This window comes from Amycolatopsis sp. CA-161197, assembly GCF_050942255.1.
Taxonomy (GTDB): Bacteria; Actinomycetota; Actinomycetes; order Mycobacteriales; family Pseudonocardiaceae; genus Amycolatopsis.
On the sequence record NZ_CP192059.1, the window covers coordinates 7386479 to 7412535 of the forward strand.

Below are 26057 nucleotides of genomic sequence, written 5' to 3' on the forward strand. Positions count from 1 at the left end.
ACCTGTGGATAACTGCCCCCTTGTGGACAACTCGGCCTCCGCGGCGGCGGAACGCCCGTTCCGGTCCGCCCTCGGTGCGATGCTGTCGCCCATCGCCGCTCTCGACGGCGCTCACCGGGAAGGGCCCCACCGTGACGAACGAAACCGAGATCCGCACCCTGATCGAAAACTGGGCCACCGCCGTCCACACGGGAGATCTCGACGGCGTCCTCACCGGCCACTCCGACGGCATCGTGATGTTCGACGTCCCGCCGCCCCACGAAGGCGTCCGCGGGATCGACGCGTACCGCGAGACCTGGCCGCCGTTTTTCGCCTGGCAGGCGGAAGGCGCGACGTTCACCATCCTGGAGCTCGACGTGACCGCTGGTGACGACGTGGCGTTCGCCTGGGCACTCCTGCGCTGCGGCACCCCCGCCGATCCACCGGACCACCACCTGCGGTTGACCATCGGCCTGCGCAAGGACCAGGGCCGCTGGGTGGTGACGCACGAGCACCACTCGTTCGCCGCCGTCGACGGAGACCCCGCCGAGAACGACCCCGGTGAAATCCGCCCGGTTGAAAGTGAACGGTGACTCATGATAAACCTGAGTCCTGGTTCACTTTCAGGAGGTGTTGGTCATGGCCCCCAAGGTCGCCCTGGTCACGGGCGCGTCGTCGGGTATCGGAGAGTCCACCGCGCGGGAGCTGCTGGAGCGTGGCTACACGGTCTACGGCGCCGCGCGGCGGGTGGAGCGGATGGCGGACCTCGCCGAACGTGGGGTGCGGACGCTCGCGCTGGACGTGACGGACGAGGAGTCGGTGGAGAAGGCCGTGGCGGCGATCGTCGCGGAGTCCGGCCGGATCGATCTGCTGGTGAACAACGCCGGCTACGGCTCGTATGGCGCCGTCGAAGACGTGCCCTTGTCGGAGGCCCGCTACCAGTTCGAGGTGAACGTCTTCGGGGCCGCGCGGCTGATCCAGCTCGTGCTGCCGGTGATGCGGGCGCAACGCTCGGGCCGGATCGTGAACATCTCCTCGATGGGCGGCAAGATCTACACCCCGCTGGGCGCCTGGTACCACGGCACCAAGTTCGCGTTGGAGGGGTTCTCCGACTCGCTGCGGATGGAGGTGCGGCCGTTCGGGATCGACGTGGTCGTGGTCGAGCCCGGTGGGATCGCGACGGAGTGGGGCGGTATCGCCGTGGACCACATGACGGAGGTCTCGGGCAAGGGCGCGTATTCGGACCTGGCCGGGAAGCTGGCGAAGGGCATGAACTCGGGCATCAACGCGCGGATGATGTCCCAGCCGTCCGTGATCGCGAAGACCGTCGCCAAGGCTGCGACCGCCCGGCGCCCGCGCACACGTTACGCTGCGGGTTTCGGCGCGAAGCCCTTGATTTTCCTGCGCCGCGCCCTGCCCGACCGCGCTTTCGACACCCTGATCACGAGGGCGCTCGCGAGCTGACCCCGGAGAACCGATGGAGCCGTCCCGCCCGCTGCGCGCCGACGCGGTGCGCAACCGCACGAAGATCCTCGACGCGGCGCGGGAGCAGATCACCCGGCTCGGCCCCGACGTCCCGATGGACACGATCGCCGAGGCCGCGGGGGTCGCCGTCGGCACGTTGTACCGGCACTTCCCGACGAAAACCGACCTCGTCACGGCGGTGATCGGCGAGCACAGCCAGCTGATCACCGAGGCGATCGAGGCGGCGGCGCAACGGGTGGCCGGCGGGGCCGACGCGATGGGCGAGATCTCGGCGCTGGTCAGCCACATCGTCGAGGCGGCGGCCGCGGACCGGGCGGTGAAGGCCGCGGCGCAGAACGTGGGGGCGGAATACCTCACGCCCGAGCAGGAAAGCCGCAGCCGCGCGGCCACGACTCGGATGATCGAGGCCGCCCAGCGCGACGGCAAGCTGCGCGACGACGTGACGGCCGACGACTTCTACCTGCTCATCCTCACGGCGCCGACGGACGTCGAGCCGGCAGTGCGGGCGCGGTGGCTGGAGCTGTTCCTCGCGGGCTTCACCACCGGTAAGGGCTGAAACCCTTACCGGCCAAGGAGGATCACCGCTCGCGCTGCACGACCACGCCGAGCACGCCCGGTCCGGTGTGCGCGCCGATCACGGCACCCAGCTCCGAGACCACGCAGCCGCCTGCGCAGCCGGGCACGGCTTCCTCCAGGCGGTTGGCCAGCTCGACGGCTCGTTCCGGCGAGGCGAGGTGGTGCACGGCGAGCTCGACCGGGCCTTCGCCGGCCGCCGCCACGGCCAGCTCGACCAGCCGTGCCATGGCCCGGTTCATGGTCCGGACCTTTTCCAGCGGAAGGATGCGGCCTTCGGACATGTGCAACACCGGCTTCACCGCGAGCGCCGTGCCCAGCAGCGCCGCGGCGGGCCCGATCCGGCCACCTCGGCGCAGGTGCTCGAGGGTCTCGACCACGAAGAGCGTGGACGAGCGCCCGGCGGCGTCGACCGCGGCCGCCTCGACGTCGACCGCCGACTTTCCCGCGGTGGCGGCGATCGCGGCGTGCAACGCGGCGAACCCGAGCCCCATGGCCGTGGTGCGCGAGTCGACCACGCGCACGAGGTCGGGACCGACCTCCTGCGCGGCGAGCACGGCGGCTTCCCACGTGCCGGAGAGCTCTTTGGACAAGTGCACCGAGACCACGGACTCGGCGCCGTCGTCGAGCGCGGCCCGGAAGACGGTCGCGAACTCGGCGGGCGTGGGCCGTGACGTGGTGACGATTTTGCGCTCCCCCAGCGCTTCCGCGAGGGCGGCCGGGCCCATCTCGGTGCCGTCGTAGGAGACGGCGCCGTCCACGAGGACGTGCAGAGGCACCACACGCACCGAGTGCCGGTCGGCGAAGCCCTCCGGCAAGTGGGCGGTGGAGTCCGTGACCACGGCGACCGACACGCCGTCAGCCTACGTGGCCGGGGCGCAAAGCCGGTGTCATCAGCTTCGCCATGGCCGTGCCGACTGCTTCGTGGCCCGCCCAGCCCCAGTGCATGCCGTCGGGGTTGCCCTCGCCGCCGAGCACGTGATCACCCACGACAGCGGGGAGATCGAGCAGCGGCACGTCCAGGCGCACGCCCCACTCGGCCATCGCGGCGGCCGCGGCGGGACGGGCGGTGTGGACGCGGCCGTACGCGTCGGCGCGGTGCACCGACGGCAGCATCCCGAAGATCGGCAGCTCGGGCCTCAGCACGCGCAACGCCTCCACAGCGAGGTCCAGGTAGTGCACGGTCAGCTTCGCGGGCAGCACCACCGGCCGGCCCCGCAACACGACGGACAACCGCGGCTGCGCGGCCAGATACGCACCGCGCACGACGCGGCGCACGCCGTCGGGACGGAGGTAACGCAAGCCGGTGCGGAGGTAGGTCGGCAGCGGCGACGGGAGCGTGTCCATGCTGCCGATCGCCAGCACGACGGCGTCCGCGTGGTGCAGATCGGCCCACACGCGCGGATCTCCGGTCAGCGACCACCACACGTCGCGCGCGGTCCAGCCGATGCCGGCGACCACGTCGGCGTGCCCGTCGAGCGCGGTGGCCGCGACGTTGGGCCACAGGCGTGGTTCGTCGGCGGCACAGGGACCGACCGGTCCGTGAAAGCTCAGCGAATCACCGAAGACGAGCAGGTGCGGGCCCATCGATCAGCCGGTGATCCCCGCGTTGTAGGCATACAGCCGCCAGGCGTCGTCGCGGCGGCCGAGCTCCACCCAGTGGCAGTTCATGATCCCGCCGAGCGAGGGCCAGATCTCGATCGGCAGGCCGAGCAGCTTCGCCGTGAGCGCCACGATCAGGCCGCCGTGCGACGCGAGCAGCACCGACTCGCCGGCGTCGGAATTGGGCTGCAGCAGGTCGTTCACGACCTCGCCCGCGCGGCCGGCGACGTCCACTCGGGACTCCCCGCCCGGAGGCGCCCACGCCGCGTCGGTGCGCCACTTGTCGCGCTCTCCGGGATACGCGGCGTCGACCTCGGGGCCGGTCATGCCCTGCCACTCGCCCAGGTGCGTCTCGCGCAGGCGCTTGTCGATGCGCAACGGCACGCCGATCGCTTCGGTGAGCACCGTGGCCGTGTCGGTGGCGCGGTGCAGATCCGACGCGATCACGAGGTCGGGTGAGAACCGCGCGAGCGCGGGTACGGCGAAGCGCGCCTGGTTCCAGCCGACCGGGGTCAGCGCGGAGTCGAGGTGGCCCTGCATGCGGCCGGCGGCGTTGTAGTCCGTCTCGCCGTGCCGCCAGAGCAGCAGCCGCTTCAGGCTCACGCGTCCAGACCGTCCGCGCTGTCCGCGGCGGCGTCGCGATCGGCCGCGGCGGCGGGCTCGAGCCCTTCGACCTCGATGCGCGGGCAGTCCTTCCACAGCCGCTCCAGGCCGTAGAACGAGCGCTCTTCCTGGTGCTGCACGTGGACGACGACGTCGACGTAGTCCAGCAGCACCCAGCGGCCCTCGCGGGCCCCTTCACGGCGGACCGGCTTGTGCCCGCCGATGCGCAGCTTCTCCTCGACGTTGTCGACGATCGCACCGACCTGCCGCTCGTTGGGCGCGGACGCGATCACGAACGCGTCGGTGATCACGAGCTGGTCGGACACGTCCAGCACGACCACGTCGCTGGCCAGCTTGTCGGCTGCCGCGTGCGCGGCCGCGACGGCCAGCTCTCGTGCCTCGGACGTCGCTGCCACAGTGCTCCTTCAGGGTTCGGGGTACGCCCGGACGAGGGTACCCGGTCACTCACCTCGGTCTTTGCGGTACAGGTCCTTCTTGGCGATGTAGCGGACCACGCCGTCGGGCACGAGGTACCAGACGGGCTCGCCGCGCTCCACCCGTTCGCGGCACGCGGTGGACGAGATCGCCATCGCCGTGACCTCGACGAGGCTGACCTTGCCGCTCGGCAGGTGGTGGGAGTTGAGTCGGTAGCCGGGCCGCGTGACGCCGATGAAGTGCGCGAAGTCGAACAGCTCGTCGGCCTTGTGCCAGGTGAGGATCTGCTCCAGCGCGTCGGCGCCCGTGATGAAGAACAGCTGGTCGTCCGGGTACTCCTCGTGCAGGTCCCGCAGCGTGTCGACGGTGTAGGTCTGGCCGCCGCGGTCGATGTCGACGCGGCTCACGGAGAACACCGGGTTGGACGCGGTGGCGATCACCGTCATCAGGTAGCGGTCCTCGGCCCGGGTCACGACGCGCTCGGACTTCTGCCACGGCTGCCCGGTCGGGACGAAGATGACCTCGTCCAGCGCGAAGCGCGACTGGACCTCGCTGGCCGCGACGAGGTGACCGTGGTGCACGGGGTCGAACGTGCCGCCCATGACCCCGATCCGGCGTGGTGACATAGCCGGTGAGCCTATACGCGCGGGCGCGCGAGGGCTCCCCGTTCGGCCTGCGATGTCGCTAACGCGCGAACCCGGCCTGCCCGCTCCCCAGGAGGAGGCCGAGCCCGCGCGCCACGCTCCGGCGGTCAAGGGGGCATCGCCGGGCGACCGGTCACCTCCCCCGAGAGGCACCGGTTGTCCGAGGAGAGCCAGGAACCCGGGGCGCCTTACGCGAGTCTTGATTGTGATGTGAGTCACATAACTGCGGGTATTCGGTCGCGAACGGTCCGTTCGTGCCGCGTCCGGCTCCCGTTCTGTCGGTCGCATGGGGTAGACCGGGGACGTGGACACCACCGAAGCCCTTCGCGAGCGTGCCGAGACCCTGCTGCGGTCGCTCGCCGGCGAAACCGCGACCCTGCGCGAAGACCAGTGGACGGCGATCGAGGCCCTCGTCGCCCACCACCGGCGCGCGCTCGTCGTGCAGCGCACCGGGTGGGGCAAGTCGGCCGTGTACTTCCTGGCCACAGCCCTGCTCCGGGAGCAGGGCGCCGGCCCGACCGTCATCGTCTCGCCCCTGCTCGCGCTCATGCGCAACCAGATCTCGGCGGCCGCGCGTGCCGGGATCCACGCGGCCACCATCAACTCGGCCAACGCGCAGGAGTGGGACCAGGTGCAGGCGGCGGTGGTCGCCGGCGACGTCGACGTGCTCCTGGTGAGCCCCGAACGGCTCAACAACCCCGATTTCCGCGACGCCGTGCTGCCGAAGCTCACCGCAAGCGCCGGGCTGCTCGTGGTCGACGAGGCGCACTGCATCTCCGACTGGGGCCACGACTTCCGGCCCGACTACCGCCGGCTGCGCACACTGCTGGGCGACCTGCCCGACGGCGTGCCGGTGCTGGCCACCACGGCGACGGCCAACGACCGCGTGGCCACCGACGTCGCCGACCAGCTGGGCATCGGCACCGGCGGCGACACGCTCGTGCTGCGCGGTCCGCTCGACCGCGAGAGCCTGCGGCTGGCCGTGGCCGAACTGCCGACGGACCAGGCGCGCCTGGCCTGGCTCGCCGAGCACCTGGCCGAGCTGCCGGGGTCCGGCATCATCTACACCCTCACGGTCGCGGCGGCCCACGACGTCGCGGCGCTGCTCGGCGAGCGCGGCTACCCGGTGGCGGCGTACACGGGCAAGACCGACCCGGCCGACCGCCAGGCCGCGGAAGACGACCTGCTGGCCAACCGGGTCAAGGCGCTCGTGGCCACGTCGGCGCTCGGGATGGGGTTCGACAAGCCGGACCTCGGGTTCGTGGTGCACCTGGGTGCGCCGTCGTCGCCGATCGCGTACTACCAGCAGGTCGGGCGCGCGGGCCGCGGTGTGGAGCGCGCGGAGGTCGTGCTGCTTCCGGGCCGCGAGGACAAGGCGATCTGGGCGTACTTCGGCTCGCTGGCGTTCCCCGACGAGCTGCGGGTGTCGCAGGTGCTGAACTCGCTCGCGTACGCCGACCGTCCACTGTCGACTGCCGCGCTGGAGCCGACCGTGGAGCTGTCGCGCTCGCGGCTGGAGATGGTGCTGAAGGTCCTCGACGTCGACGGCGCGGTCCGGCGCGTGCGCGGCGGCTGGGAGAGCACGGGCCAGGAGTGGCAGTACGACCGCGACCGCTACGCCCGGGTCGCGAAAGCGCGCGAGGCTGAGCAGTCGGCGATGCTCGGCTATCTCTCCACGCCCGGCTGCCGCATGGAGTACCTGCGCCGTCAGCTCGACGACCCGGACGCGGCGCCGTGCGGCCGCTGCGACAACTGCACCGGGCAGCACTGGGACACGGCGGTGTCGGACGAGGTCGTGGGCGCCACGCGCGAGCGGCTCGACCGGCCGGGCGTCGAGGTGGCGCCGCGCAAGCAGTGGCCCAGCGGGATGAAGGGTCTCGACGTGCCGTTGTCGGGCCGCATCGCCGCCACCGAGCAGGCCGAGCCGGGCCAGGTGCTGGGCCGCCTCACCGACGTCGGCTGGGGCTCGCGGCTGCGCGAACTCGTCGGCCCGGGCGCGGTGGACGACGTGGTCCCGGAGTCGGTGTTCCAGGCCTGCGTGAAGGTCCTGGCGGCCTGGCCCTGGGCCGAACGCCCGACGGCCGTCGTGGCCGTGCCGTCGGCAACGCGGCCGGTCCTGGTCGCCAACCTCGCGGAGCGGCTCGCCACCATCGGCCGGCTGGAACACCTGGGCACGCTCGACTCCGCCGGCCCGCCCCCGCGCCAGGCCAACAGCGCCCAGCGCCTCGCCGACCTCTGGCAGCGCCTCTCCCTGCCCGCCGACGTCGCCACCCGCGTCGCCGAGACCCCCGGCCCCATCCTCCTCGTGGACGACGTCATCGACACCGGCTGGACCATGACCCTGGCGTCCCGCCTCCTCCGCAAAGCGGGCGCGAAGGCGGTGTTGCCCTTCGGTCTGGCCAGCACCTCCTGACCCCGCCGCACGACCCGCCGAACCACCCGCGGACCGCGACACGCGGCCCCGCCACCCCACCCGCAACGGCGGCCGTGCGCACGGCCCCGGCCTGCCCGGGGTCGACAGTCGCTCGGCCACCGCCAACGGCAACCGTGGCGACTCCGTTGCGACCGCACGACATGGTCCGCTGCCTCGCGGCGCCGACTGGCTCGGAGCACGCGCAACGAACTGGGCGACGGCGGTGACACGAACCGTCGCCACCCCACCCGCGCAGGGGTCCAGACCGCCGAAGCCACCAACCAAACCCACTTCCGGTCGGTGAAGAACTACCGATCTCCGGGCATTTCTGGCACAGTGCCGTTCCACCCGAGCGGGACGTGGAGGTCGCGATGGGCGGATCGACGGCGGAAGTCGCGACGAGGCACCGGTTGCCGGTGCGGAAGTTGTTCGCCGCCAGTGCCGGGAATGCGCTGGAGTGGTTCGACTGGACGATCTACGCGACGTTCAGCATCTACTTCGCGGGCGCGTTCTTCCCTTCCGGCAACGATGCGCTGGCGTTGATCAACACGTTCGCCACCTACGCGCTGGCGTTCTTCTTCCGGCCGCTGGGCGGGGTGCTGCTCGGGCGGTTCGCGGACGTGCACGGGCGCAAGCCGGCGATGATCCTGACCATCGCGCTCATGGCGGGCGGGTCGGTGGCGATCGGCGTGTTGCCGACGTTCGCGCAGGTGGGGTGGCTGGCGCCGGTGCTGTTGCTGGTCGCGAGGGTCGCGCAGGGGCTGTCGCTGGGTGGTGAGGTGTCGAACGCGTCGGCGTACCTCGGGGAGATCGCGCCGGCGAAGAGGCGCGGGCGGTATTCGTCGTTCTTCTACATCTCGACCGGATCGGCGGTGCTGGTCGCGACCGTGCTGGGGTTCGTGCTGGCGCGGACGATGGACAAGGCGCAGCTCGCGTCGTTCGGCTGGCGGATCCCGTTCCTGCTGGGCGGGGTGCTGGGTCTCGTGGGCCTCTGGTTGCGGCGCAGCCTCGCGGAAACCGAGCTGTTCGAACAGAAAAAGGAGCAGGCCCGGCGCGTCGAGCGGCCGTTGCTGACCACGCTGACGCACCACCCCAAGGCCGTCGGGCAGCTCGTGGGCTTCACGATGCTGTCCACGCTTTGCTACTACACCTTCTTCAGCGCCCTCACCTCCTTCGCCGTGAAGACGCGCGGGGCGAGCGACGTCGACGTGTTCCTCGCGCTCTCGATCGCCACCGCCTTGTTCGTGGCGCTGCAGTACCCGATGGGCGCACTCGCCGACCGCGTCGGGCGCCGGCCGCAGCTGCTCGTGTGGTCGGGCGCGACGGCGCTGGTGATCGTGCCGCTGTCTTTCCTCGTGCGGCCCGGGCTCGGCGGGCTGCTCGTGGTGTTCTGCGTGGGCCTGGGCCTGTACACAGCGATGACGTCGCTGGCGCCCGCGATCATGAGCGAGCTGTTCCCCACCGAGCTGCGCGGGCTGGGCATCGGGGCTTGGTACAACCTCACCGTCGCGCTGTTCGGCGGGACCGCGCCGCTCGTGCTCAGCGCGCTGTCCGCGGCCGGCGCGGCCACGGCGTTCTTCTGGTACGTCGCGGTCGCCGCGGCCATCGCGTTCCTCGTGGTGCTGCGCCTGCCCGAGACGAAGGGCAGCGAACTGCGGTAATCCCTTCGAGCGCGCTCCGGCCGAGTCGCTACGCTGCGGCGAACCGGCTACGCGAAGAAGGAGGGACACCGTGCGCAAGCCCGAGGTTAGTGAGGAACTCGCCCGACGCGTGGTGGACGCCCTCCACCGCGCGCTCGACGTCGACATCGCCCCGGCCGACGCGCTCATCGCCGTCTCGACCCGCGACGGCGTCGACTACCAGTGCAACCTCGCGATGAGCCTGGGCAAACGCCTCGGCCGCCCGCCGCGCGAGGTCGCCGCCGCCATCGTCGAACACCTCGAGATCACCGACCTCGCCGAGCCGCCCGAGATCGCCGGCCCCGGCTTCCTCAACTTCGTGCTCCGCCGCGAATGGCTCGAAGCCGGCGTCGACGCGCTCAGCGATGACCCACGACTCGGCGTCGAGCCCGCCACGCACCGAAAGCGCATCGCGCTCGACTACAGCAGCCCGAACGTCGCGAAGGAAATGCACGTCGGGCACCTGCGTTCGTCGGTGATCGGCGACGCGATCGTGCGGCTGCTGCGCTTCGCCGGCCACGAAGTGCTGCCCCACAACCACCTCGGCGACTGGGGCACCCCCTTCGGCATGCTCATCGAGCACCTGCTCGACGAACCGCCCGCCGGGCCCAGCGGCATCGGCGACCTCAACGAGTTCTACCAGGCCGCGCGCCGGAAGTTCGACTCCGACGAAGCGTTCGCCACGCGCTCGCGCGAGCGCGTCGTGAAACTGCAGAGCGGCGACGCCGAGACGCTCGCCACGTGGCAGGGGCTCGTCGACGAGTCCACCCGCCACTTCAACGAGGTCTACCACCTGCTCGGCATCACGCTCACCGACGAAGACATCTACGGCGAGAGCTTCTACAACCCCTACCTCGCCAAGGTCGTCGACGAGCTGGAGGCCGACGGGCTCACCGAGCTCAGCGACGGCGCCGTCTGCGTGTTCCCCGAAGGCTTCCACAACCGCGAAGGCGACCGGCTGCCGCTGATCGTGCGCAAGCGCGACGGCGGCTACGGCTACGCGGCCACCGACCTCGCCACCGCGAAGTACTGGACCACCGAACGCGGCGCCACCGACCTGCTCTACGTCGTCGGCACGCCGCAGGCGCAGCACTTCGCGATGCTCTTCGCCGTCTGCCGCGCCGCAGGCTGGCTCGACGGCGTGCACGCCGAGCACATCGGCTTCGGCTCCGTGCTCGGCGCAGACGGCAAGGTGATGCGCACGCGCGCCGGCGAGACGATCAAGCTCGCCGACCTGCTGGCCGAGGCCGTCGCGCAGGCCGCCGGCGTCGTCGCCGAACGCAGTGAGCTCAGCGAGGCCGAACAGCGCGAGGTGGCGCGCGCCGTCGGCATCGGCGCGGTGAAGTACGCCGACCTCTCCGGCGACCGCGAGCGCGACTACGTCTTCGACTGGGACCGCATGCTGGCCAAGGACGGCAATACGTCGGTCTACCTGCAGTACGCGCACGCACGGATCGAGTCGATCCTCGCGAAGGCCGGTGACCAGAGCGTGGCCGCGCCGGTGACCCTGGCCGAGCCGGCCGAACGCGCCCTCGCCCTCACGCTGCTGCGCTTCGGCGAAGCCCTCCGCTCGGCGACCAGCGCGTACGCGCCGCACAAGCTGTGTACGTACCTCTACGAGACGGCCGTGACCTTCTCCCGCTTCTACGAGCAGTGCCCGGTCCTCACCGCGGAGACGCCGGAGCTGCGGGCGTCGCGGGTCCAGCTGGCCACGCTCACGTCGCGCACGCTCGTGCTCGGCCTGGAACTGCTCGGCATCGAAGCACCGCGCCGGCTCTGACCGACGGCGGGGTCGGGGCACCCGGCCTCAACCCCGCAGCTTCGCCACCGCACCCAGCGCGCGGAACATCCCCCGCGTCGCCACGCGGCCGAGCCGGCTCTCCGACACGAACTGCTCGGCACTGCGGGCCGACGTGCGCACCGCCTTGAACCCGTACTTCCGCATCTCGCGCTCGTACTCCCCCACGGCCACGCGCACGTCATCACCCGCGGAAAGCTTGCGGCACAACAACTGCGCGTCACGCAACGCCGTGTTGGCCCCGATGCCGCGGAACGGCGTCATGCTGTGCACCGCGTCGCCGAGCAACGTCACCGGGCCCGGCTCCCACGGCTTGACCGGCAGCGACGTGAGGATCGGCAGCCGGCTCACGGACGCGTCGGGTGAGTTCTCGACCAGGCGGACCAGGTCGGGATGCCAGCCGCGGATCGCCGACAGCGCCGTGTCGCGCAAGCTTTCGTCCGATGTGGACAGACGGCGGAAGCCGTACGCCCACATCACGTAGCTGCCGGTGTTGTCGAACAGCACGGGGTCCACCTCGGCCGTCTCGTCGTTGACCGCGACCTCGGGGAACAGGTGCGGCGCCGTGAACATGCCGCACCCGGGCGGCCCCACGACGTAGACCGGTCCGGCCTTGAACCGTTCTGCCGCCTCGGAAACCGGGGTCTTGCCGACGATCGTGACGATGCCGGTGTCCACGCGTCGCGCGTGCGGCAGGAGCTGAGCGCGGACGTGCGAGCTCGCGCCGTCCGCGCCGATCACCAGGTCGGCCTCGGCCGTGGTGCCGTCGGCGAAGTGCAGCGTCACGGCCTTAGGCCCGGTCTCGTACCGCACGAACTCCTTGTCGTGCCACAGGATTCCGTCGAGTCCGGTCGACAGCACCTGGTGCAGCGAGATCCGGCTCACGGAGTGGTGCGCGGCGGCCGGATCCGCGGCGGCGGGTTCGCGCATCACCGCGAGCTCGCGCAGCTGCTCCGTGACGAAGGCGAACTCGTGGGCGCTTTCCCCCGTCGCCGCAAGGAATCTCTGCCACGCGACGGGCGGCAGGCACTCGTGCAACGCGGCCGCCCCGTGCGGATCGATGTGCACGCGGTAACCCTGCAGCCGCTCGGTCCGCGTGCGGCTGCGTTCGTACACGGCCACCTCGACGCCGGCCCGCACCAGGCCGTGGGCCAGGCACAGGCCACCCGTCCCGCCGCCGACGACGGCAACTCGCAAGTTCATGGTCTTCCCCTCTCGGATCACTCCATAATTATCCGCATGGATGATTAAGTCAACCGTGGAGATGATTGAGTCATCGACTAGGCTGATCCCGTGCCCGAGAACAGCCCCCGCCGTGCGCCGCGCGAACGTCAGCGCGACCCCGAGCGCACGAAGGCGCGCATCCTCGAGGCGGCCAAAGCGGAGTTCGGCAGCAAGGGCTACGCCGCGGCGCGCGTGGGCGAGATCGCCGCACGGGCGGGCGTGAACAAGCAGCTGATCTCGTACTACTTCGGCGGCAAGGAAGGCCTCTACACCGAGCTGAACCGCCCGGTGTTCGACGGCTTCACCACGATCACCGCGCCGGATCGCGAGCTCGCGGACGTCGCCGCCGAGTTCGTGCGCTCGGGTCTCGCCGACGCCGACCTCGGCCGCCTGTTCCTCTGGGAGAACCTCACCGACGGCGAGCCGGACGCGGTCGGCGTCGAAGCCCAGCGCGAGTTCCTGCAGCGCCAGCTCGGCTACGTCCGCGCACGCCAGGAGGCCGGCGACTTCCCGGCCGACGTCGATCCGGCGGCGCTCATGCTCGTGCTGATGGCCGCGGCCAGCGCGTCGCTGGCATTCCCGCGCGTGGCCCGCGCGCTCACCGGCCAGGACCCGGGCTCGGCGGAGTTCGCCGAGGGCTACGCGGAGCAGCTGGCCCGGATCGTGCGGGCGCTCAAGCCCTGACGATCAGGGCCACCAGCTCGTCGGCCAGCTCGGGGCCCACCGCCGTGCGAGTGGCGAGCAGGCGGTACCAGAGGGTGCCGAACACGACGTCGATCAAGGTTTCGCGGGAGACACCGGCGGGGAGCTCGCCCCGCTCGGCCGCGCGGTCGACGATCCGGCCCAGCACCTCGCGGCGGCGCAGCAGGAAGTCTTCGCGGAAGCGGTCGCCGAACGCGGGGTCAACCTGCGCCTGCGCCATCAGCGCGCGCAGCGTGTCGGCGACGGTCTGCTTGCCGCCGAGCGCGAACGTGTCACGCAGGAACTCGCTCAGATCCGCCGCGAGGTCACCGTGGTCGGGCACCGGCACGATCAGGTCGGCCTTGGTCGCGAGCGCCTCCATGAGCACGTCCGCTTTGGACGGCCACCACCGGTAGACGGTCTGCTTGCCCGAGCCGGAGCGCGCCGCGATGCCTTCGATGGTCAGGCCGGCGTACCCGACTTCCGCGATGAGTTCCAAGGTCGCAACGAGGATCGCGTCGCGGCTGGCGGCGCTGCGCTTGCGGCCGGGGCGGCTGCCGAGGGGCTGGTCGGTCACGGGAACCGATGGTAGCGTAATTCGAGACGAGACGTCACGGTTCGAAATAGGAGATCACATGAGCATCCACAAGGCCCTCGTCGCTGGGGGCACTTCGGGCATCGGGCTCGCGACCGCGCGCAAGCTGCACGCACGCGGGTTCGACGTCCACGTCACCGGCCGCGGCAAAGAGCGGCTCGACGACCTGGCGGCCGGCGACCCCGGCCTCACCGGCCACCAGGCCGACGGCGGCGACGCGGCCGCCATGGCCACGCTCGCCGAGACGATCGGGCAGAACGACGCCCTCGTCGTCAGCCTCAGCGGCAGCGAAGGACTGGGCCCGATCGCGGACCTCGACCTGGGCATGCTGCGGCGCGCCTTCGACGCGAAGTTCTGGGCGCACCTCACCACCATCCAGGCCGTACTGCCGAGACTCGCGCCGACGGGGTCGATCACCCTGGTCACCGCCATCAGCGCCCGCACCGGCATGCCGGGCACGACCGGCCTGGCGGCGATCAACGGCGCACTGGAGGCCGCGATCAAACCCCTGGCCGCGGAACTGGCACCGATCCGCGTCAACGCCGTTTCACCCGGCGTGGTCGACACGGCTTGGTGGAGCTCCTTCCCAGCCGACCAACGCGCGGCCTACTTCGCGCAGGTCGCCTCCGCCCTGCCCACCCGGCAGGTCGCGTCCGCCGACGACGTCGCCGACGCCGTGGTCTTCGCCGCCACCAACCCGACCACGACCGGCACCGTCCTGGAAACCGACGGCGGCGCGCGCTTGATCACGCTCTGACGCCCCCGCGGGACTTGGGCCGTGATCCCGGCTCAAGTCCCGCTGTGACACGGGTTTCGGCCGCCGGACAGTCGCCGCACTCGACCTCCGAGAGCGGCGCGCCCAGTTCGCCGATGGGCGAGCTCCCGCGGCATGCTCGCCCGGCCAGCAGCGGGCCGGAGCCACACCTGCGCAGCGCCGGAGACCCCGCAACGCAACGGGCCCGCCCAGCCCGGCGCGCCGCCCACACCCGCTGACCGCATCGACTGACGCCGTCAGTTCTGACTCCCCCGCCATGGCACGCTCAGCCAAGCTGCCCGCGGCGGCCCGTGCCACGCCTACTCGCACCGGAGATCGTCGGCAGCCAACGGGGAAGCTCGGCCATTTGAAAAGACCCTCGCGCGAACGCCCGCCGATGCGACCCGACTGGCGCCGTCGGCTCGCATCTCGCGCCAACCCTCAGCGGCCCACCACGGCCATGACAGCCACCCAAGCTCGGCACCATCGGCCCCAGCCACGCAAACGAGAAGGCCATCTGCATGGCGAACCTCGCCGAACGTCGACCAGCCGGAGCAGCGCCGCCAGCCCGGCGGCCCGCGCCAATACTCAGCCCGCCCACCGTGGCGTGCGGCCGCCGACCGAGCGCCGGAGACCGGCGAGGCCCTGCACCGACGTCGGCCGCCCGAAGCAGTGCCGTCAGGCCAGGGGGTCGCGCCAGGGCAGGCTCAGGCGGCCCACCGCGGCCACGACGGCGGAGCGCAGCCGCGCGTGGTCCGTGGTGGAGCCCGGGCGCAGGGCGCTGGGGTACAGGATCGCCGTGTGGTGGAGGGCCCAGATGAGGGCGTAGAGGTCGGCGGTGTCGATGGCCTCGTCGGTGGGGCGGGCAGCGCGCATCTCGGCGAGTTTGGCGCCGAAGGACTCCAGTTCGCGGGTGGTGGGTTCCGGGCGTTCCAGCTGCCGCCAGAGGGTGAGGCGGGCGCGGTCGGGGTCGGAGGCGTAGTAGTCGAACACCGCGCCGGCGAAGCGGGCCAGGTCGTCCCAGGTTTCGGGGACGGTTTCCATGCCCGTCAGGAGCCGTTCGACGACGACGGTGTCGAACAGTTCCTCCTTGGAGCCGAAGTAGTCGTAGATGGCGCGTTTGTTGGCCTCGGCGTTCGCGGCGATGCGGTCGACCCGGGCGCCGGCCAGGCCGTACGCGGCGAACTCGCGGTAGGCGGCCTCCAGGACCCGGCGTTTGGTCTCCGTCGCGTCGCGTGGCATCCCGCCAGCATAGAGCGTTCCGAACCATCTGGTTCTTTCGGTGCTATAGTCGATACCGAACCATCCAGTTCGTTCGTTTTGGAGTTCAGACATGACCACGCGTGAGACGGCCGTTCCCGGAGTCGACAACCGCAAGCCCGTTCCGATGGCGCAGCGAAAAACAGGCCGGGTCGCGATCCTGACCGCCGACCAGGTCGAGGACGTCGAGTTCTTCTACCCCTACTACCGCTTCGTCGAGGAGGGCTACGACGTCGACGTGATCACCCCGGCCGGCGGTCTGCTCACCGGCTACCGCGGCACCACCCTGCAGGACACGCTCCCCCTCGCCGACGCCGACCCGAAGGCGTACGACGCGCTGTACGTGCCCGGCGGGCTCGCGCCCGAGGAACTCGTGGCGAACGACGCCGCCGTGGCGTTCGTGCGCACCTTCGCGGAGCGCGACAAGCCGATCGGCTCGGTGTGCCACGGCCCGCGGGTCCTCGCCAAGGCGGGCCTGGCGGACGGCCGCGCCATGACGGGCTTCCACCACGTCGAGAGCGACATCGCCGAAGCCGGCGGGACCTACGTCGACGAGCCGGTGGTCACCGACGGCCACATCGTCACCTCCCGGCGCCCCGGCGACCTGCCGCGGGAGCTGGCCGTGATCATCGAGCGGCTGCGCGCGCAGTGACCGGACCGTACATTGAGGACAGTGAGCGAACAGGAGCGAAGCCCATGCGGATGAGGAAACTCGGCGGTCTGGAAGTCTCGGCCGAGGGGTTCGGCGCGATGGGGATGAGCGCGTTCTACGGGGAGCGCGACGACGAGGAGTCGATCGCCACGCTCCGCCACGCCGCCGACCTCGGGATCACGCTGATCGACACCGCGGAGGCGTACGGCCCGTTCGAGAACGAGAAGCTGATCCACCGCGCCCTCGGGCACCGGCGCGACGAGCTCGTGCTCGCGACCAAGTTCGCCACCGAGATCGACGACGACGGCACCTTCCACGGCCCGAACGGGAGCCCCCGGTACGCCCGCAAGGCCGTCGAACGCTCCCTTCGCCACCTCGGGACCGACCGCATCGACCTGCTGTACCTGCACCGGGTCGACCCGGCGACGCCGATCGAGGACACCGTCGGCGGCATGGCCGCGCTCGTGCAGGAGGGCAAGGTGCGCTACCTCGGGCTGTCCGAGGCGGCGCCGGCGACGATCCGCCGCGCCCACGCGGTGCACCCGATCACCGCGCTGCAGTCGGAGTTCTCCCTGTTCAGCCAGGAGGCCCTGACCAACGGTGTGAAGGCCGTCGTCGACGAGCTGGGCATCGGCTTCGTCGCCTTCTCCCCGCTCGGCCGCGGCTTCCTGTCCGGCACGATCCGTAGCGTCGACGACCTCGCCCCCGGCGACGCGCGGCGCGGGCTCCCGCGGTTCTCGCCGGAGAACATCGCGGCCAACCTCGTGCTGGTGGACCGGGTTCGCGAGCTCGCCGAGGAGAAGGGCGTGACGCCCGGCCAGGTCGCGCTGGCCTGGGTGATGAGCCACGACGTCGTGCCGATCCCGGGCACCAAACGCCGGAAGTACCTCGACGAGAACGCCGCCGCCGCGGACGTGTCGCTCAGCGAAGCCGACCTCGCCCGGCGCGAAGCCGCCGTGCCGCGCACGGCGGTGGCGGGAGATCGCGACACGCCCGACGGGCTGGCGAAGACGAACGGCTGAGGGCGGCCCGGTGCCGCCGGAAAACGCGGTGACACCGGGGCGCGGAAATCAACGACGCAGCGGCACGAGATCGTCCGCGTGGACGACCTCACGGCGGTGCTCCACGGGAACCTCGTGGCTCGACCGGCCGATCAGGTCCGGCAGCTCGCTCGCGTCGAACGCCACCACGCCACGCGCGACCGGGACGTCCTTGGCGTCGACGAGGTCCACGACGTCGCCCGCCTCGAACTTGCCGATCACGCCGGTGATGCCGGCCGCCAGCAGCGAACGGCGGCGCACGATCGCGGCCACGGCACCGTCGTCGAGCCGGAGGCGGCCGGACGAGTCGGCGGCGTAACCGAGCCAGAAACGGCGCGCGGACAGGCGGGTGTCGGCCGGGGCGAAGACTGTGCCGACGTCGGCCGCGCCGAGGGCGCCCGCGGCGTCGACCGCGGCGGCGAGCAGCACAGGGATGCCGGCGCCTGCGGCCGTGCGGGCGGCCGCGAGCTTCGAGACCATGCCGCCCGTGCCCAGGCCCGAGGACGACATGCCGACGGAGATGCCCTCCACATCGGACTCGCTGATCACCTCGGCGATCTTGCGGGTGGCGCCGTCGCGGGGGTCGCCGTCGTAGAGACCGTCCACATCAGACAGCAGGATCAGCGCGTCGGCGCCGATGAGATGGGCGACGAGGGCCGCGAGGCGGTCGTTGTCGCCGAAGCGGATTTCCTGTGTGGCTACGGTGTCGTTCTCGTTCACCACGGGCACGGCGCCGAGCGCGAGCAGCCGGGAGAACGTGCGCTGCGCGTTGCGGTAGTGCGCGCGGCGCACCACGTCGTCGGACGTCAGCAGGACCTGGCCGACGGTGAGCGAGTACCGGCCGAACGACTCCGCGTACGCGTGGGCCAGCGCGAGCTGGCCCACGCTCGCCGCCGCCTGCTTCGTGGCCAGGTCACGCGGGCGCTTGCCCAGCGACAGCGGCGCCAGCCCCGCGCCGATCGCGCCCGAGGACACGAGCACGATCTGGCAGTCGCGGGCCACGCGCGCCGCGATGGCGTCGACCAGCGCGCCGAGCCGCTTGACGTCCAGGCCGCTGCCGGCGGTCGTCAGCGCCGACGAACCGACTTTGACGACGAGCCTGCGGGCTTCGGCGATCTCGACGCGCGTGCCGCTCACCGGTCCAGTTCCTCCAGATCGTCGTCGAAATCGTCCGCGAAGCCGGCGTCGTCGGAGTCCTCGCCGGACAACGGCTCGTCCTCGCCGGTCCCGTCGCGACGGATCCGGCGGGCTTCCTTGCGCTCCGCGGCACCGATGCGGTCGCTCTTCTCCAGTCGCACGTCCGTGCCGCGCCCGGACAGGTGCACCGCGACGCTGGGCGACGACGGCTCCCACTCGAACTGCACGTCGCCGATCGTGACCGGGCTGCCCGGCTTCGCACCCTTCTTCGCGAGCGCGTCTTCGACACCGAGCCGGTTGAGCCGGTCGGCGAGGTAGCCGACGGCCTCGTCGTTGGCGAAGTTCGTCTGCCGGATCCAGCGCTCGGGGCGCGTACCGCGGACGATGAACGCGCCCTCTTCCTCCGGGTCGGCCGAGACGGTGAAGCCGCTGTCGTCGACGGCCAGCGGGTGCAGCACGATCCGCTGCTGCTCCAGCACCGGCTGCGCCTCGCGGTACTCCTCCACGACCTTCGCCAGCGCGAACGTGAGCTCCCGCAGGCCCTTGCGCGAAGCCGTCGAGACCTCGAACACCTGCAGGCCGCGGGCCTCGAACTCGGGCCGCACGAACTCCGCCAGCTCGGCCGCCTCCGGCACGTCGATCTTGTTCAGCACCACCACGCGCGGGCGCTCGTCGAGCTTGCCGCCCAGGCCCGGGGTGTACTTCGCGAGCTCCGCTTCCAGAGCGTCCACATCGGACACCGGGTCGCGGCCCGGCTCCAGCGTCGCGCAGTCGACCACGTGCACCAGCACGGCGCACCGCTCGATGTGGCGCAGAAAATCGAGCCCCAGGCCCTTGCCCTCCGACGCGCCCGGGATCAGGCCCGGCACGTCGGCCATCGTGAACACGGTGGAGCCGGCGGTGATCACGCCGAGGTTCGGCACGAGCGTGGTGAACGGGTAGTCGGCGATCTTCGGCTTCGCGGCCGAGAGCACGGAGATCAGCGACGACTTGCCCGCGCTCGGGAAGCCGAGCAGGCCGACGTCGGCGACCGAACGCAGCTCCAGCACCAGGTTGCGCGACTCGCCGGGCTCGCCCAGCAGCGCGAAGCCGGGGGCCTTGCGGGCCTTCGACGCCAGCGCCGCGTTACCCAGGCCGCCGCGGCCGCCCTGGGCCGCAATGAACGTGGTGCCGGGCGACACGAGGTCGGCCACGAGCTCGCCGTCCTCCGTGAAGACGACGGTGCCGGACGGCACGCGCATCTCCAGCGGTTCGCCGGCGGCGCCGTTGCGGTTGCTGCCCATGCCCATCTTGCCGCTGCCCGCTTTGGCGTGGGGGCGGAAGTGGAAGTCGAGCAGGGTGTGCACGTTGGGGTCGACGACGAGCGTGACGTCGCCGCCGTTGCCGCCGTTGCCACCGTCCGGGCCGCCCAGGGGCTTGAACTTTTCGCGGTGCACGGAGGCACAGCCGTTGCCCCCGTCACCGGCGGTCAGGTGGATCACCGCGCGGTCCACGAACCGGGACGCCATGGCACTGCCTCACTTCACTCGCGAAGAAAAACTGTCGGACAACACAAACGAGGGGTGGTGCCGGATATTCCGGCTCCACCCCTCGTCGGAAAGTCGTGGTGCAGAAAACCTGAAGATCAGGCTTCAGCGGCGACCGAAGGCACGATGTTGACCGTCTTGCGGCCACGCTTGGTGCCGAACTCGACCGCACCGGCGGCGAGCGCGAACAGCGTGTCGTCGCCGCCACGGCCGACGTTCACGCCGGGGTGGAACTTGGTGCCACGCTGACGGATCAGGATCTCGCCGGCGTTCACCTCCTGGCCGCCGTAGCGCTTCACGCCCAGTCGCTGGGCGTTGGAGTCGCGACCGTTGCGGGAGCTGGACGCACCCTTCTTGTGAGCCATCGCTCAAGCCTCTTTCTGAAAGACTACGAAGATCCGAAGAACTACTTGGAGATACCGGTGACCTCGACGCGGGTCAGCTTCTGCCGGTGACCCTGGCGCTTGTGGTAGCCGGTCTTGTTCTTGAACTTGTGGATCCGGATCTTCGGACCCTTGGTCTGCTCCACGACCTTGCCGGTGACCGAGACCTTCGCCAACGCGTCGGCGTCCGTGGTGACCTCGCCACCGTCCACGAACAGCACGGCGGGGAAGGTGTGCTCGGTGCCCGGCTCGCCCTCGAGCTTCTCGACCTCGACGACGTCGCCGACGGCCACCTTGTACTGCTTGCCGCCGGTCTTGACGATCGCGTACGCCGACACGGAAGTCTCCTGCATTAACTCGGCCCTGTAACTACTAGGCAATCGGGTGGGGGCTGGCGCGGACGGCCCGCCCGGAGGCGGTCCAAGTGCTCGCGCAGCGGCCTGCTCTGGTGGCAGGCCGTACTACAGGTTACGTGAGGTTCCCCGGTGGATGGACACCGGGGTCCCCTACGTGGTCTTTCAGCTCTGCTCCGAGGCGTGCACCGGCGGACCCGCCGGGCGCGACGCCGCCCGGCGCGACCGGCGCCGGGCGGGCCGCGTGGCCGGGGGCGGCACGTCGACCTCGGATTCGGTCTCCGAAGTCCCCGAATCCGGCACAGCCGGCACAGTCGACGCGGCCGCCTCAGCGGTCTCGGCAACCTCGGGAACCTCGGTCTTCTCAGCCGTCTCAGCCGGCTGAGCCGCTTCCTCGACGGCCGGAGCCGCCGTCTCCTGCGCCGTCTCCACCGTCTTCACGGCCTCGGCCAGCGGCTTCGGCTCGTCCTCGACGTGCGGCTCGTGCTCGTGCTCGCCCTTGTGGGACGCCGCCTTCGACGCGTTCACCATCGCCTGCACGGCCGACACCACGGACTCGCGCTGCTCGGGCGTGGGCGCCGGGACCGGCTCCACGACCTTGGTGTGCTCGGCCTGCTGCTCGTCGCCCTTGCCGCGGCCGCGCGAGCGCCGGGAGCTCTTGGTGTCCCCGCCACCGCCGTTGCCGTGGTTGTGGCCGTTGTTGCCGTTGCCGTTGCCGCCACCGCCGGTGCGCTGCGGCTCGGTGGACACGATGACCCCACGGCCCTTGCAGTGCTCACACGGCGTGGAGAACGCCTCGAGCAGGCCCGTGCCGATCTTCTTGCGGGTCATCTGCACGAGACCCAGCGACGTGACCTCGGCGACCTGGTGCCGCGTGCGGTCGCGGCCCAGGCACTCGGTGAGGCGGCGCAGCACCAGCTCGCGGTTGGACTCGAGCACCATGTCGATGAAGTCGATCACGATGATGCCGCCGATGTCGCGCAGCCGCAGCTGGCGGACGATCTCCTCCGCCGACTCCAGGTTGTTGCGCGTCACCGTCTCCTCGAGGTTGCCGCCCGAGCCGGTGAACTTGCCGGTGTTGACGTCGATCACCGTCATCGCCTCGGTGCGGTCGATGACGAGGTAACCACCCGAGGGCAGCCAGACCTTGCGGTCGAGCGCCTTCGTGATCTGCTCGTCGATCCGGTGGTCGGCGAACACGTCGCCGGTGCCGGTGTAGCGCTTGAGGCGGTCGGCCAGGTCCGGGGCCACGTGCTCCACGTACGAGTGGATCGTGTCGAAGGACTTGCCGCCCTGGACCTCGAGCTTGGCGAAGTCCTCGGTGAACAGGTCACGCACGACCTTCACCAGCAGGTCGGGCTCCTCGTAGAGCATGGTCGGCGCGCCGCCCTTCTTGGCGGCACCGGCGTCGGCCTTCTCCTTGATGACGTCCCACTGCACCTTGAGGCGCCGGACGTCGCGGTCGAGCTCCTCCTCGGCGATGCCCTCCGACGCGGTGCGGATGATCACGCCCGCGTCCTCGGGGACGATCCGCTTGAGGATGTCCTTGAGGCGGCGCCGCTCGTTCTCCGGCAGCTTGCGCGAGATGCCCGTGGCCCCGCCGGCCGGCACGTAGACCAGGAAGCGGCCGGGCAGCGAGATCTGCGTGGTCAGCCGGGCGCCCTTGTGCCCGACCGGATCCTTCGTGACCTGCACGAGCACGCTGTCGCCGGTGGACAGGGCCTGCTCGATCTTGCGGGCCTTGCCCTCCAGGCCGGCGGCGTCCCAGTCGACCTCGCCGGCGTAGAGCACGGCGTTGCGGCCGCGGCCGATGTCGATGAACGCGGCCTCCATGCTCGGCAGCACGTTCTGCACGCGGCCGAGGTAGACGTTGCCCACGATCGAGCCGGTGCCGGCCGAGGTGACGAAGTGCTCCACGAGCACGCCGTCCTCGAGCACGGCGATCTGCGTGGAGTCGCCCTTCTCGGCGACGACCATCGTGCGCTCCACCGACTCGCGGCGGGCGAGGAACTCGGCCTCCGACAGGATCGGGGCGCGGCGGCGGCCGGCCTCGCGGCCGTCGCGGCGGCGCTGGCGCTTGGCCTCCAGGCGCGTGGAGCCGCGGACGCTGCGCACCTCGTCGCGCGCCGGGCGCTCGGGCTGCTCCGCCTTGGCCTGGCGCACGTGGGTGACGGTGTTGGGCGGGTCGTCGGTGGTCGCGTCGGACCCGTCGTCGTCCCCGCCCTTGCGACGGCGGCGACGGCGCCGGCGGCGGCTGCCGCCCTCACCGTCGGAGTCGCCGTCGGCCTCGGCTTCGCCGGACGAGTCCTCGGACTCGGTCTGCTCGCCCTGCTCGGAGTCGGCCTTGTCGGCCTTGTCGGCCTGCTTCTCCGGCTTGTCGGCCTGCTTGTCGTCCTGCTTCGCCGAGCCGCGCTTGCGGTCCGGCTCGTCGGTGGCTTCGTCGTCTTCGGCGCCGCCCTCGTCGCCGCCCTTGCCCCGGCCGCGGCCACGACGGCCGCGACGACGCCGGCGACGGCCGGCCGCACCGTCCTCGTCGTCCTCGGAGCGGTCGTCGGTGTCCTCGCCCGTGGTGTCCTCGGCCTGCTCGTCCTCGGCCGGGGCCTCTTCGGTGACCGGCTTCGGGCCGACGCCGAACACCGGCTCGGGCCGGCTGCGGGCGGGCCGCTCGCCGGCGGGCTCGGGCTCCGGCGGCAGGAAGACCGGCGAGGGCGCGGCGAACACCGGCACGTGCACCGGGCGCTTGGCCTGGGCCGGCTCCTCGGCCTCCACCTCCGCGGGCGGGTCGCTCACCACGACCGCGGGCACGGCGGCCCGGCGGACGCGGCGGCGCGGCTCGCGGGCGGCCTGCTCTTCGGCGGGCTGCTCCGCGACCTCGGGGGCTTCGGGGGCCTCGGCGGCCTTGGTGCTTTTGGTGCTTTCGGTGCTTTCGGTGCTTTCGGCCCGGACGGGTTCGGGCTGAGCCGGCTGCTCAGTGACCTCGGCGACCTCGGCGGCCTTGGCGACCTCAGAAGTCGCGGTGCTCTCGGTGGCCGCGGTGACCTCGGGCGCGCTCTCGGCCGGGGCGAGCGCCTCGGCCACCTTGAACGCGACCTCGCGCGTCACGCTCGACTGAGCGCTGCGGGGGCTCTCGCCCAGCTCGGCCAGCTTGGCGAGCAGGTCGCGGCTGCTGGAGCCCAGCAGCTTGGCCAGCGCGTGCACGCGAATGCGCGGCGGCAGCTCCCCCAACTGACTGGTCACGGGTGCGGCGGTATTCCCGCCGGTCTGATCGGCGGGTGTTTCCGCGTTCGACATGTGTCTCCTCCGCCCCCGGGCGCGTCTGCCGGTTCTCACCGGTCACGACGCGGCCGCGCAGGGGCCCTTTCTGTTCCGTGCCCGCCGTGGTGGTGACCAGCGGCGGGAATCCTTGCGTGGCAAACCGTGCGGTCCACCGGGTTCGGCGAACCGGGCACGGTCAGGTCTCCTCGGCGGCGCGCCGGCCTGGCTCCGACCCCTCGCGGGCCAGCCCCACCACGTCGAGCTGCCCGGCCTCCCGGGGGCGACGCGAGTGGTGCCGGTCCGGCACTCCTCCGGACCACTCCCGACGCAGGCAGGATGCCCGTCGTCGAGGCGGTCGACGTGAGTATCCCACACCCGGGGGTGCACCCGGTGTAGTCGGTGCCTTGCGCAGCCACCCGGGCGTGCCGTCGCGGGGCGAACTCGGCGGTTCCGCTTGTCCCGCCGCGCGAGCCTGGTTACCGTGCGGCTCGGGCACGCGTGCGCGCGGGTGCCCGGCGTTTCCTGCATTCGGTAGGAGGTCCGGTGTCCCTGCTGGCGCGGCCACTGCGCGCGGCCGTGTGCCTCGTCGCGGTGCTCTGCGGGTGCCTCGCCGCCGGGCCGGCGAGCGCGGACGCGCCGAGCTGCCACCCGTCCGGGCGGACCCTGCGCTACGTCGTCGCCTTCGACCGGGGCACCTCCGAAGACTCCGCACGCGAACAGGTCGAAGCCGCCTGCGGTCACTCGTCCGGGTACTACCCGCAGATCGCGGTCGGCGTCGTCACTTCCGACGATCCGGACTTCGGGTCGCACATCGGGCTGGACCGCGCGTTCAGCGCGCAGGGCACCCGGCTCGCGGCGCAGCGCGCGAGCGGCGACGCCGTGCCGCCGCAGCCCGCGCGGGCCGAATTGCACCTGAGCGATCCGGCGCAGGTGTCGACGGCCGACCTGTCGGGTGAGCAGTGGGACATGAAGATGGTGGGCGCGCCCACCGCGCACCAGGTCAGCGAAGGCAGCCGTGACGTGGTGGTCGGCGTGCTCGACTCCGGCGTCGACCCGGACCACCCCGATCTCGCCGCCGCGATGGACCCCGCCGACTCCGCCGGCTGCCTCACCGGCGTCGCCGACCCGCGGCCGGCGGCCTGGCAGCCGACGACCTCGGTGCACGGCACCCACGTGGCCGGCATCATCGCCGCGGCCGACGACGGCAAGGGCGTGACGGGCGTCGCGCCCGGCGTGCGGATCGCGTCGGTGAAGGTGATCGACGACCGCGGCTACGCCGATCCCGAGGCCGCGGTGTGCGGGCTGATGTGGTCGGCGGCGCACCACCTGCCCGTGACCAACAGCAGCTGGTTCGTGAACCCGTGGTCGCTGTCGTGCGTGCGCGGCGACGACCGCGGCGTCGTCCACGAGGTGCTGGCGCGCGCGGTGGAGTACGCCACTGCGGCCGGGACGCTGAACGTCGCGGCGGCGACCAACGAGGCCGTGGACCTGACGCCGTCGGCCCACTCGGGCGTGCGGACGGCGGGGGCCACGAAGTGCGAAGCGCTGCCGGCCGGCCTGCGTGACGTGGTGGCGGTGTCGGCCGTGGGCGCGGACCGCGTGAAGGCCGGCTACAGCTCGTACGGCCTCGGTGTGGTGGATGTCACTGCCCGGGCGGCGAAGCCGGGCGCTGCGTGGTGTCGACCGTGCCCGGGGGCTACGCGCCGCTGTGCGGCACGTCGATGGCCGCGCCCCACGTGGCGGGCGTGCTGGCGCTGTTGAAGTCGGCGCACCCCGGCATGTCGGCGGCGGACCTGCGCCACGCTCTGGACACGCGGGCCACGCCCATGCCGTGCCCCGACGACTACGACCTCACCGGCGACGGCGCCCAGGACGCCTACTGCGCAGGCTACGACAGCTACAACGGCTTCTACGGCCACGGCCTCGTCGACGCGCTCGCCGCCGTGGCCCCGCCGGAGACGGGTCCGCCGAATCCCGCGCGGTAGG

At 71.7% G+C, this 26057-nt stretch carries 23 protein-coding genes and 1 pseudogene; 11 read left to right on the forward strand and 13 right to left on the reverse strand.

The window, feature by feature from the left end; genetic code table 11:
* Positions 1-131 precede the first annotated feature (131 nt).
* From ACQPXB_RS34805 to ACQPXB_RS34815, 3 genes are read left to right on the forward strand one after another with little or no spacing between them, the layout of a single operon-like run.
* On the forward strand, positions 132-572 hold the full coding sequence (locus ACQPXB_RS34805; RefSeq protein ID WP_432845847.1) for a nuclear transport factor 2 family protein: 441 nt from the start codon (positions 132-134) through the stop codon (positions 570-572).
* 46 nt (positions 573-618) lie between these two features.
* Entirely contained in the window at positions 619-1443 is an 825-nt protein-coding gene (locus ACQPXB_RS34810; protein ID WP_432845848.1) for an oxidoreductase, read from the forward strand.
* A gap of 13 nt (positions 1444-1456) precedes the next feature.
* The gene (locus ACQPXB_RS34815; RefSeq protein ID WP_366583864.1) at positions 1457-2020 is read left to right on the forward strand and encodes a TetR/AcrR family transcriptional regulator; all 564 of its coding nucleotides are present in this window, start codon (positions 1457-1459) and stop codon (positions 2018-2020) included.
* 22 nt (positions 2021-2042) lie between these two features.
* On the opposite strand, the gene ACQPXB_RS34820 is transcribed toward ACQPXB_RS34815, so the two are convergent.
* From ACQPXB_RS34820 to nadD, 5 genes are read right to left on the reverse strand one after another with little or no spacing between them, the layout of a single operon-like run.
* Positions 2043-2891 (reverse strand): DegV family protein, encoded by an 849-nt coding sequence (locus ACQPXB_RS34820; RefSeq protein ID WP_366583865.1) that lies wholly within the window; start codon positions 2889-2891, stop codon positions 2043-2045.
* Between the two features lie 4 nt (positions 2892-2895).
* Positions 2896-3624, reverse strand: a complete 729-nt coding sequence (octT, locus tag ACQPXB_RS34825; RefSeq protein ID WP_432845849.1) for a diglucosylglycerate octanoyltransferase — start codon at positions 3622-3624, stop codon at positions 2896-2898.
* A 3-nt stretch (positions 3625-3627) separates the two neighbouring features.
* A complete protein-coding gene (locus ACQPXB_RS34830; RefSeq protein WP_360600462.1) occupies positions 3628-4242 on the reverse strand; it encodes a histidine phosphatase family protein in 615 nt (204 codons plus the stop codon).
* Entirely contained in the window at positions 4239-4658 is a 420-nt protein-coding gene (gene rsfS / locus ACQPXB_RS34835; protein ID WP_364054799.1) for a ribosome silencing factor, read from the reverse strand. The genes ACQPXB_RS34830 and rsfS overlap by 4 nt, the downstream gene beginning before the upstream one ends.
* 45 nt (positions 4659-4703) lie before the next feature.
* Positions 4704-5303 carry a nicotinate-nucleotide adenylyltransferase gene (nadD, locus tag ACQPXB_RS34840; protein WP_366189846.1) on the reverse strand — a complete coding sequence of 200 codons (600 nt, stop codon included), beginning with the start codon at positions 5301-5303 and terminating at the stop codon, positions 4704-4706.
* 322 nt (positions 5304-5625) lie between these two features.
* Between nadD and ACQPXB_RS34845 the strand changes: the two genes are divergently transcribed.
* The 3 genes from ACQPXB_RS34845 to argS all read left to right on the forward strand — a co-directional run bounded on the left by ACQPXB_RS34845 (position 5626) and on the right by argS (position 11193).
* Positions 5626-7734, forward strand: coding sequence for a RecQ family ATP-dependent DNA helicase (locus ACQPXB_RS34845; protein WP_432845850.1), 2109 nt, complete (start codon positions 5626-5628; stop codon positions 7732-7734).
* 371 nt (positions 7735-8105) lie between these two features.
* Complete coding sequence (locus ACQPXB_RS34850) at positions 8106-9395, forward strand: MFS transporter (RefSeq protein ID WP_432845851.1); 1290 nt, start codon at positions 8106-8108, stop codon at positions 9393-9395.
* 70 nt (positions 9396-9465) lie between these two features.
* Entirely contained in the window at positions 9466-11193 is a 1728-nt protein-coding gene (gene argS / locus ACQPXB_RS34855; protein WP_386952262.1) for an arginine--tRNA ligase, read from the forward strand.
* Positions 11194-11220: 27 nt separating this feature from the next.
* Here the strand turns inward: argS and ACQPXB_RS34860 are convergent, their stop codons facing one another.
* Positions 11221-12414 carry an FAD-dependent oxidoreductase gene (locus ACQPXB_RS34860; RefSeq protein ID WP_432845852.1) on the reverse strand — a complete coding sequence of 398 codons (1194 nt, stop codon included), beginning with the start codon at positions 12412-12414 and terminating at the stop codon, positions 11221-11223.
* A 90-nt stretch (positions 12415-12504) separates the two neighbouring features.
* Here ACQPXB_RS34860 and ACQPXB_RS34865 point away from each other — a divergent pair, with 90 nt between their 5' ends.
* Positions 12505-13119, forward strand: a complete 615-nt coding sequence (locus ACQPXB_RS34865; RefSeq protein ID WP_432845853.1) for a TetR/AcrR family transcriptional regulator — start codon at positions 12505-12507, stop codon at positions 13117-13119.
* Here ACQPXB_RS34865 and ACQPXB_RS34870 read toward each other — a convergent pair.
* Positions 13109-13693, reverse strand: a complete 585-nt coding sequence (locus tag ACQPXB_RS34870; protein WP_432845854.1) for a TetR/AcrR family transcriptional regulator — start codon at positions 13691-13693, stop codon at positions 13109-13111. The two genes, ACQPXB_RS34865 and ACQPXB_RS34870, sit on opposite strands and share 11 nt — an antisense overlap.
* 58 nt (positions 13694-13751) lie before the next feature.
* Between ACQPXB_RS34870 and ACQPXB_RS34875 the strand changes: the two genes are divergently transcribed.
* Positions 13752-14468: an SDR family oxidoreductase gene (locus ACQPXB_RS34875; protein ID WP_432845855.1), complete on the forward strand. Its 717-nt coding sequence runs from the start codon at positions 13752-13754 to the stop codon at positions 14466-14468.
* 675 nt (positions 14469-15143) lie between these two features.
* Here the strand turns inward: ACQPXB_RS34875 and ACQPXB_RS34880 are convergent.
* Positions 15144-15707 carry a TetR/AcrR family transcriptional regulator gene (locus tag ACQPXB_RS34880; protein ID WP_432845856.1) on the reverse strand — a complete coding sequence of 188 codons (564 nt, stop codon included), beginning with the start codon at positions 15705-15707 and terminating at the stop codon, positions 15144-15146.
* A gap of 91 nt (positions 15708-15798) precedes the next feature.
* On the opposite strand from ACQPXB_RS34880, the gene ACQPXB_RS34885 reads away from it, so the two are divergent.
* Both ACQPXB_RS34885 and ACQPXB_RS34890 read left to right on the forward strand, forming a co-directional pair.
* Positions 15799-16377: a DJ-1/PfpI family protein gene (locus ACQPXB_RS34885; RefSeq protein WP_432845857.1), complete on the forward strand. Its 579-nt coding sequence runs from the start codon at positions 15799-15801 to the stop codon at positions 16375-16377.
* A gap of 44 nt (positions 16378-16421) precedes the next feature.
* Positions 16422-17399 carry an aldo/keto reductase gene (locus tag ACQPXB_RS34890; RefSeq protein ID WP_432845858.1) on the forward strand — a complete coding sequence of 326 codons (978 nt, stop codon included), beginning with the start codon at positions 16422-16424 and terminating at the stop codon, positions 17397-17399.
* A gap of 48 nt (positions 17400-17447) precedes the next feature.
* Here the strand turns inward: ACQPXB_RS34890 and proB are convergent, their stop codons facing one another.
* From proB to ACQPXB_RS34915, 5 genes are all read right to left on the reverse strand, one after another.
* Positions 17448-18554, reverse strand: a complete 1107-nt coding sequence (proB, locus tag ACQPXB_RS34895; protein WP_432845859.1) for a glutamate 5-kinase — start codon at positions 18552-18554, stop codon at positions 17448-17450.
* Positions 18551-20062: a GTPase ObgE gene (obgE, locus tag ACQPXB_RS34900; protein WP_432845860.1), complete on the reverse strand. Its 1512-nt coding sequence runs from the start codon at positions 20060-20062 to the stop codon at positions 18551-18553. Before obgE ends, proB begins: the two co-directional genes overlap by 4 nt.
* Before the next feature lie 116 nt (positions 20063-20178).
* On the reverse strand, positions 20179-20445 hold the full coding sequence (rpmA, locus tag ACQPXB_RS34905) for a 50S ribosomal protein L27 (protein ID WP_220242880.1): 267 nt from the start codon (positions 20443-20445) through the stop codon (positions 20179-20181).
* A gap of 41 nt (positions 20446-20486) precedes the next feature.
* Positions 20487-20801 carry a 50S ribosomal protein L21 gene (gene rplU / locus ACQPXB_RS34910; RefSeq protein WP_009081084.1) on the reverse strand — a complete coding sequence of 105 codons (315 nt, stop codon included), beginning with the start codon at positions 20799-20801 and terminating at the stop codon, positions 20487-20489.
* A 180-nt stretch (positions 20802-20981) separates the two neighbouring features.
* Positions 20982-24107, reverse strand: coding sequence for a translation initiation factor IF-2 N-terminal domain-containing protein (locus ACQPXB_RS34915; protein ID WP_432845861.1), 3126 nt, complete (start codon positions 24105-24107; stop codon positions 20982-20984).
* A gap of 507 nt (positions 24108-24614) precedes the next feature.
* On the opposite strand from ACQPXB_RS34915, the pseudogene ACQPXB_RS34920 reads away from it, so the two are divergent.
* Positions 24615-26056, forward strand: a pseudogene (locus ACQPXB_RS34920) (S8 family peptidase).
* The last annotated feature ends 1 nt before the right edge of the window (position 26057 follow it).

What these genes read in the sequence shown, in the direction of transcription:
- ACQPXB_RS34850 (WP_432845851.1), top strand. Translation starts at nt 8,106, where the DNA reads ATGGGCGGATCGACGGCGGAAGTCGCGACGAGGCACCGGTTGCCGGTG.
- ACQPXB_RS34875 (WP_432845855.1), top strand. Translation starts at nt 13,752, where the DNA reads ATGAGCATCCACAAGGCCCTCGTCGCTGGGGGCACTTCGGGCATCGGG.
- ACQPXB_RS34810 (WP_432845848.1), top strand. Translation starts at nt 619, where the DNA reads ATGGCCCCCAAGGTCGCCCTGGTCACGGGCGCGTCGTCGGGTATCGGA.
- octT (WP_432845849.1), bottom strand. Translation starts at nt 3,624, where the DNA reads ATGGGCCCGCACCTGCTCGTCTTCGGTGATTCGCTGAGCTTTCACGGA.
- ACQPXB_RS34880 (WP_432845856.1), bottom strand. Translation starts at nt 15,707, where the DNA reads ATGCCACGCGACGCGACGGAGACCAAACGCCGGGTCCTGGAGGCCGCC.
- ACQPXB_RS34915 (WP_432845861.1), bottom strand. Translation starts at nt 24,107, where the DNA reads ATGTCGAACGCGGAAACACCCGCCGATCAGACCGGCGGGAATACCGCC.
- ACQPXB_RS34885 (WP_432845857.1), top strand. Translation starts at nt 15,799, where the DNA reads ATGACCACGCGTGAGACGGCCGTTCCCGGAGTCGACAACCGCAAGCCC.
- ACQPXB_RS34815 (WP_366583864.1), top strand. Translation starts at nt 1,457, where the DNA reads ATGGAGCCGTCCCGCCCGCTGCGCGCCGACGCGGTGCGCAACCGCACG.
- nadD (WP_366189846.1), bottom strand. Translation starts at nt 5,303, where the DNA reads ATGTCACCACGCCGGATCGGGGTCATGGGCGGCACGTTCGACCCCGTG.
- rpmA (WP_220242880.1), bottom strand. Translation starts at nt 20,445, where the DNA reads ATGGCTCACAAGAAGGGTGCGTCCAGCTCCCGCAACGGTCGCGACTCC.
- obgE (WP_432845860.1), bottom strand. Translation starts at nt 20,062, where the DNA reads ATGGCGTCCCGGTTCGTGGACCGCGCGGTGATCCACCTGACCGCCGGT.
- ACQPXB_RS34890 (WP_432845858.1), top strand. Translation starts at nt 16,422, where the DNA reads ATGCGGATGAGGAAACTCGGCGGTCTGGAAGTCTCGGCCGAGGGGTTC.
- ACQPXB_RS34860 (WP_432845852.1), bottom strand. Translation starts at nt 12,414, where the DNA reads ATGAACTTGCGAGTTGCCGTCGTCGGCGGCGGGACGGGTGGCCTGTGC.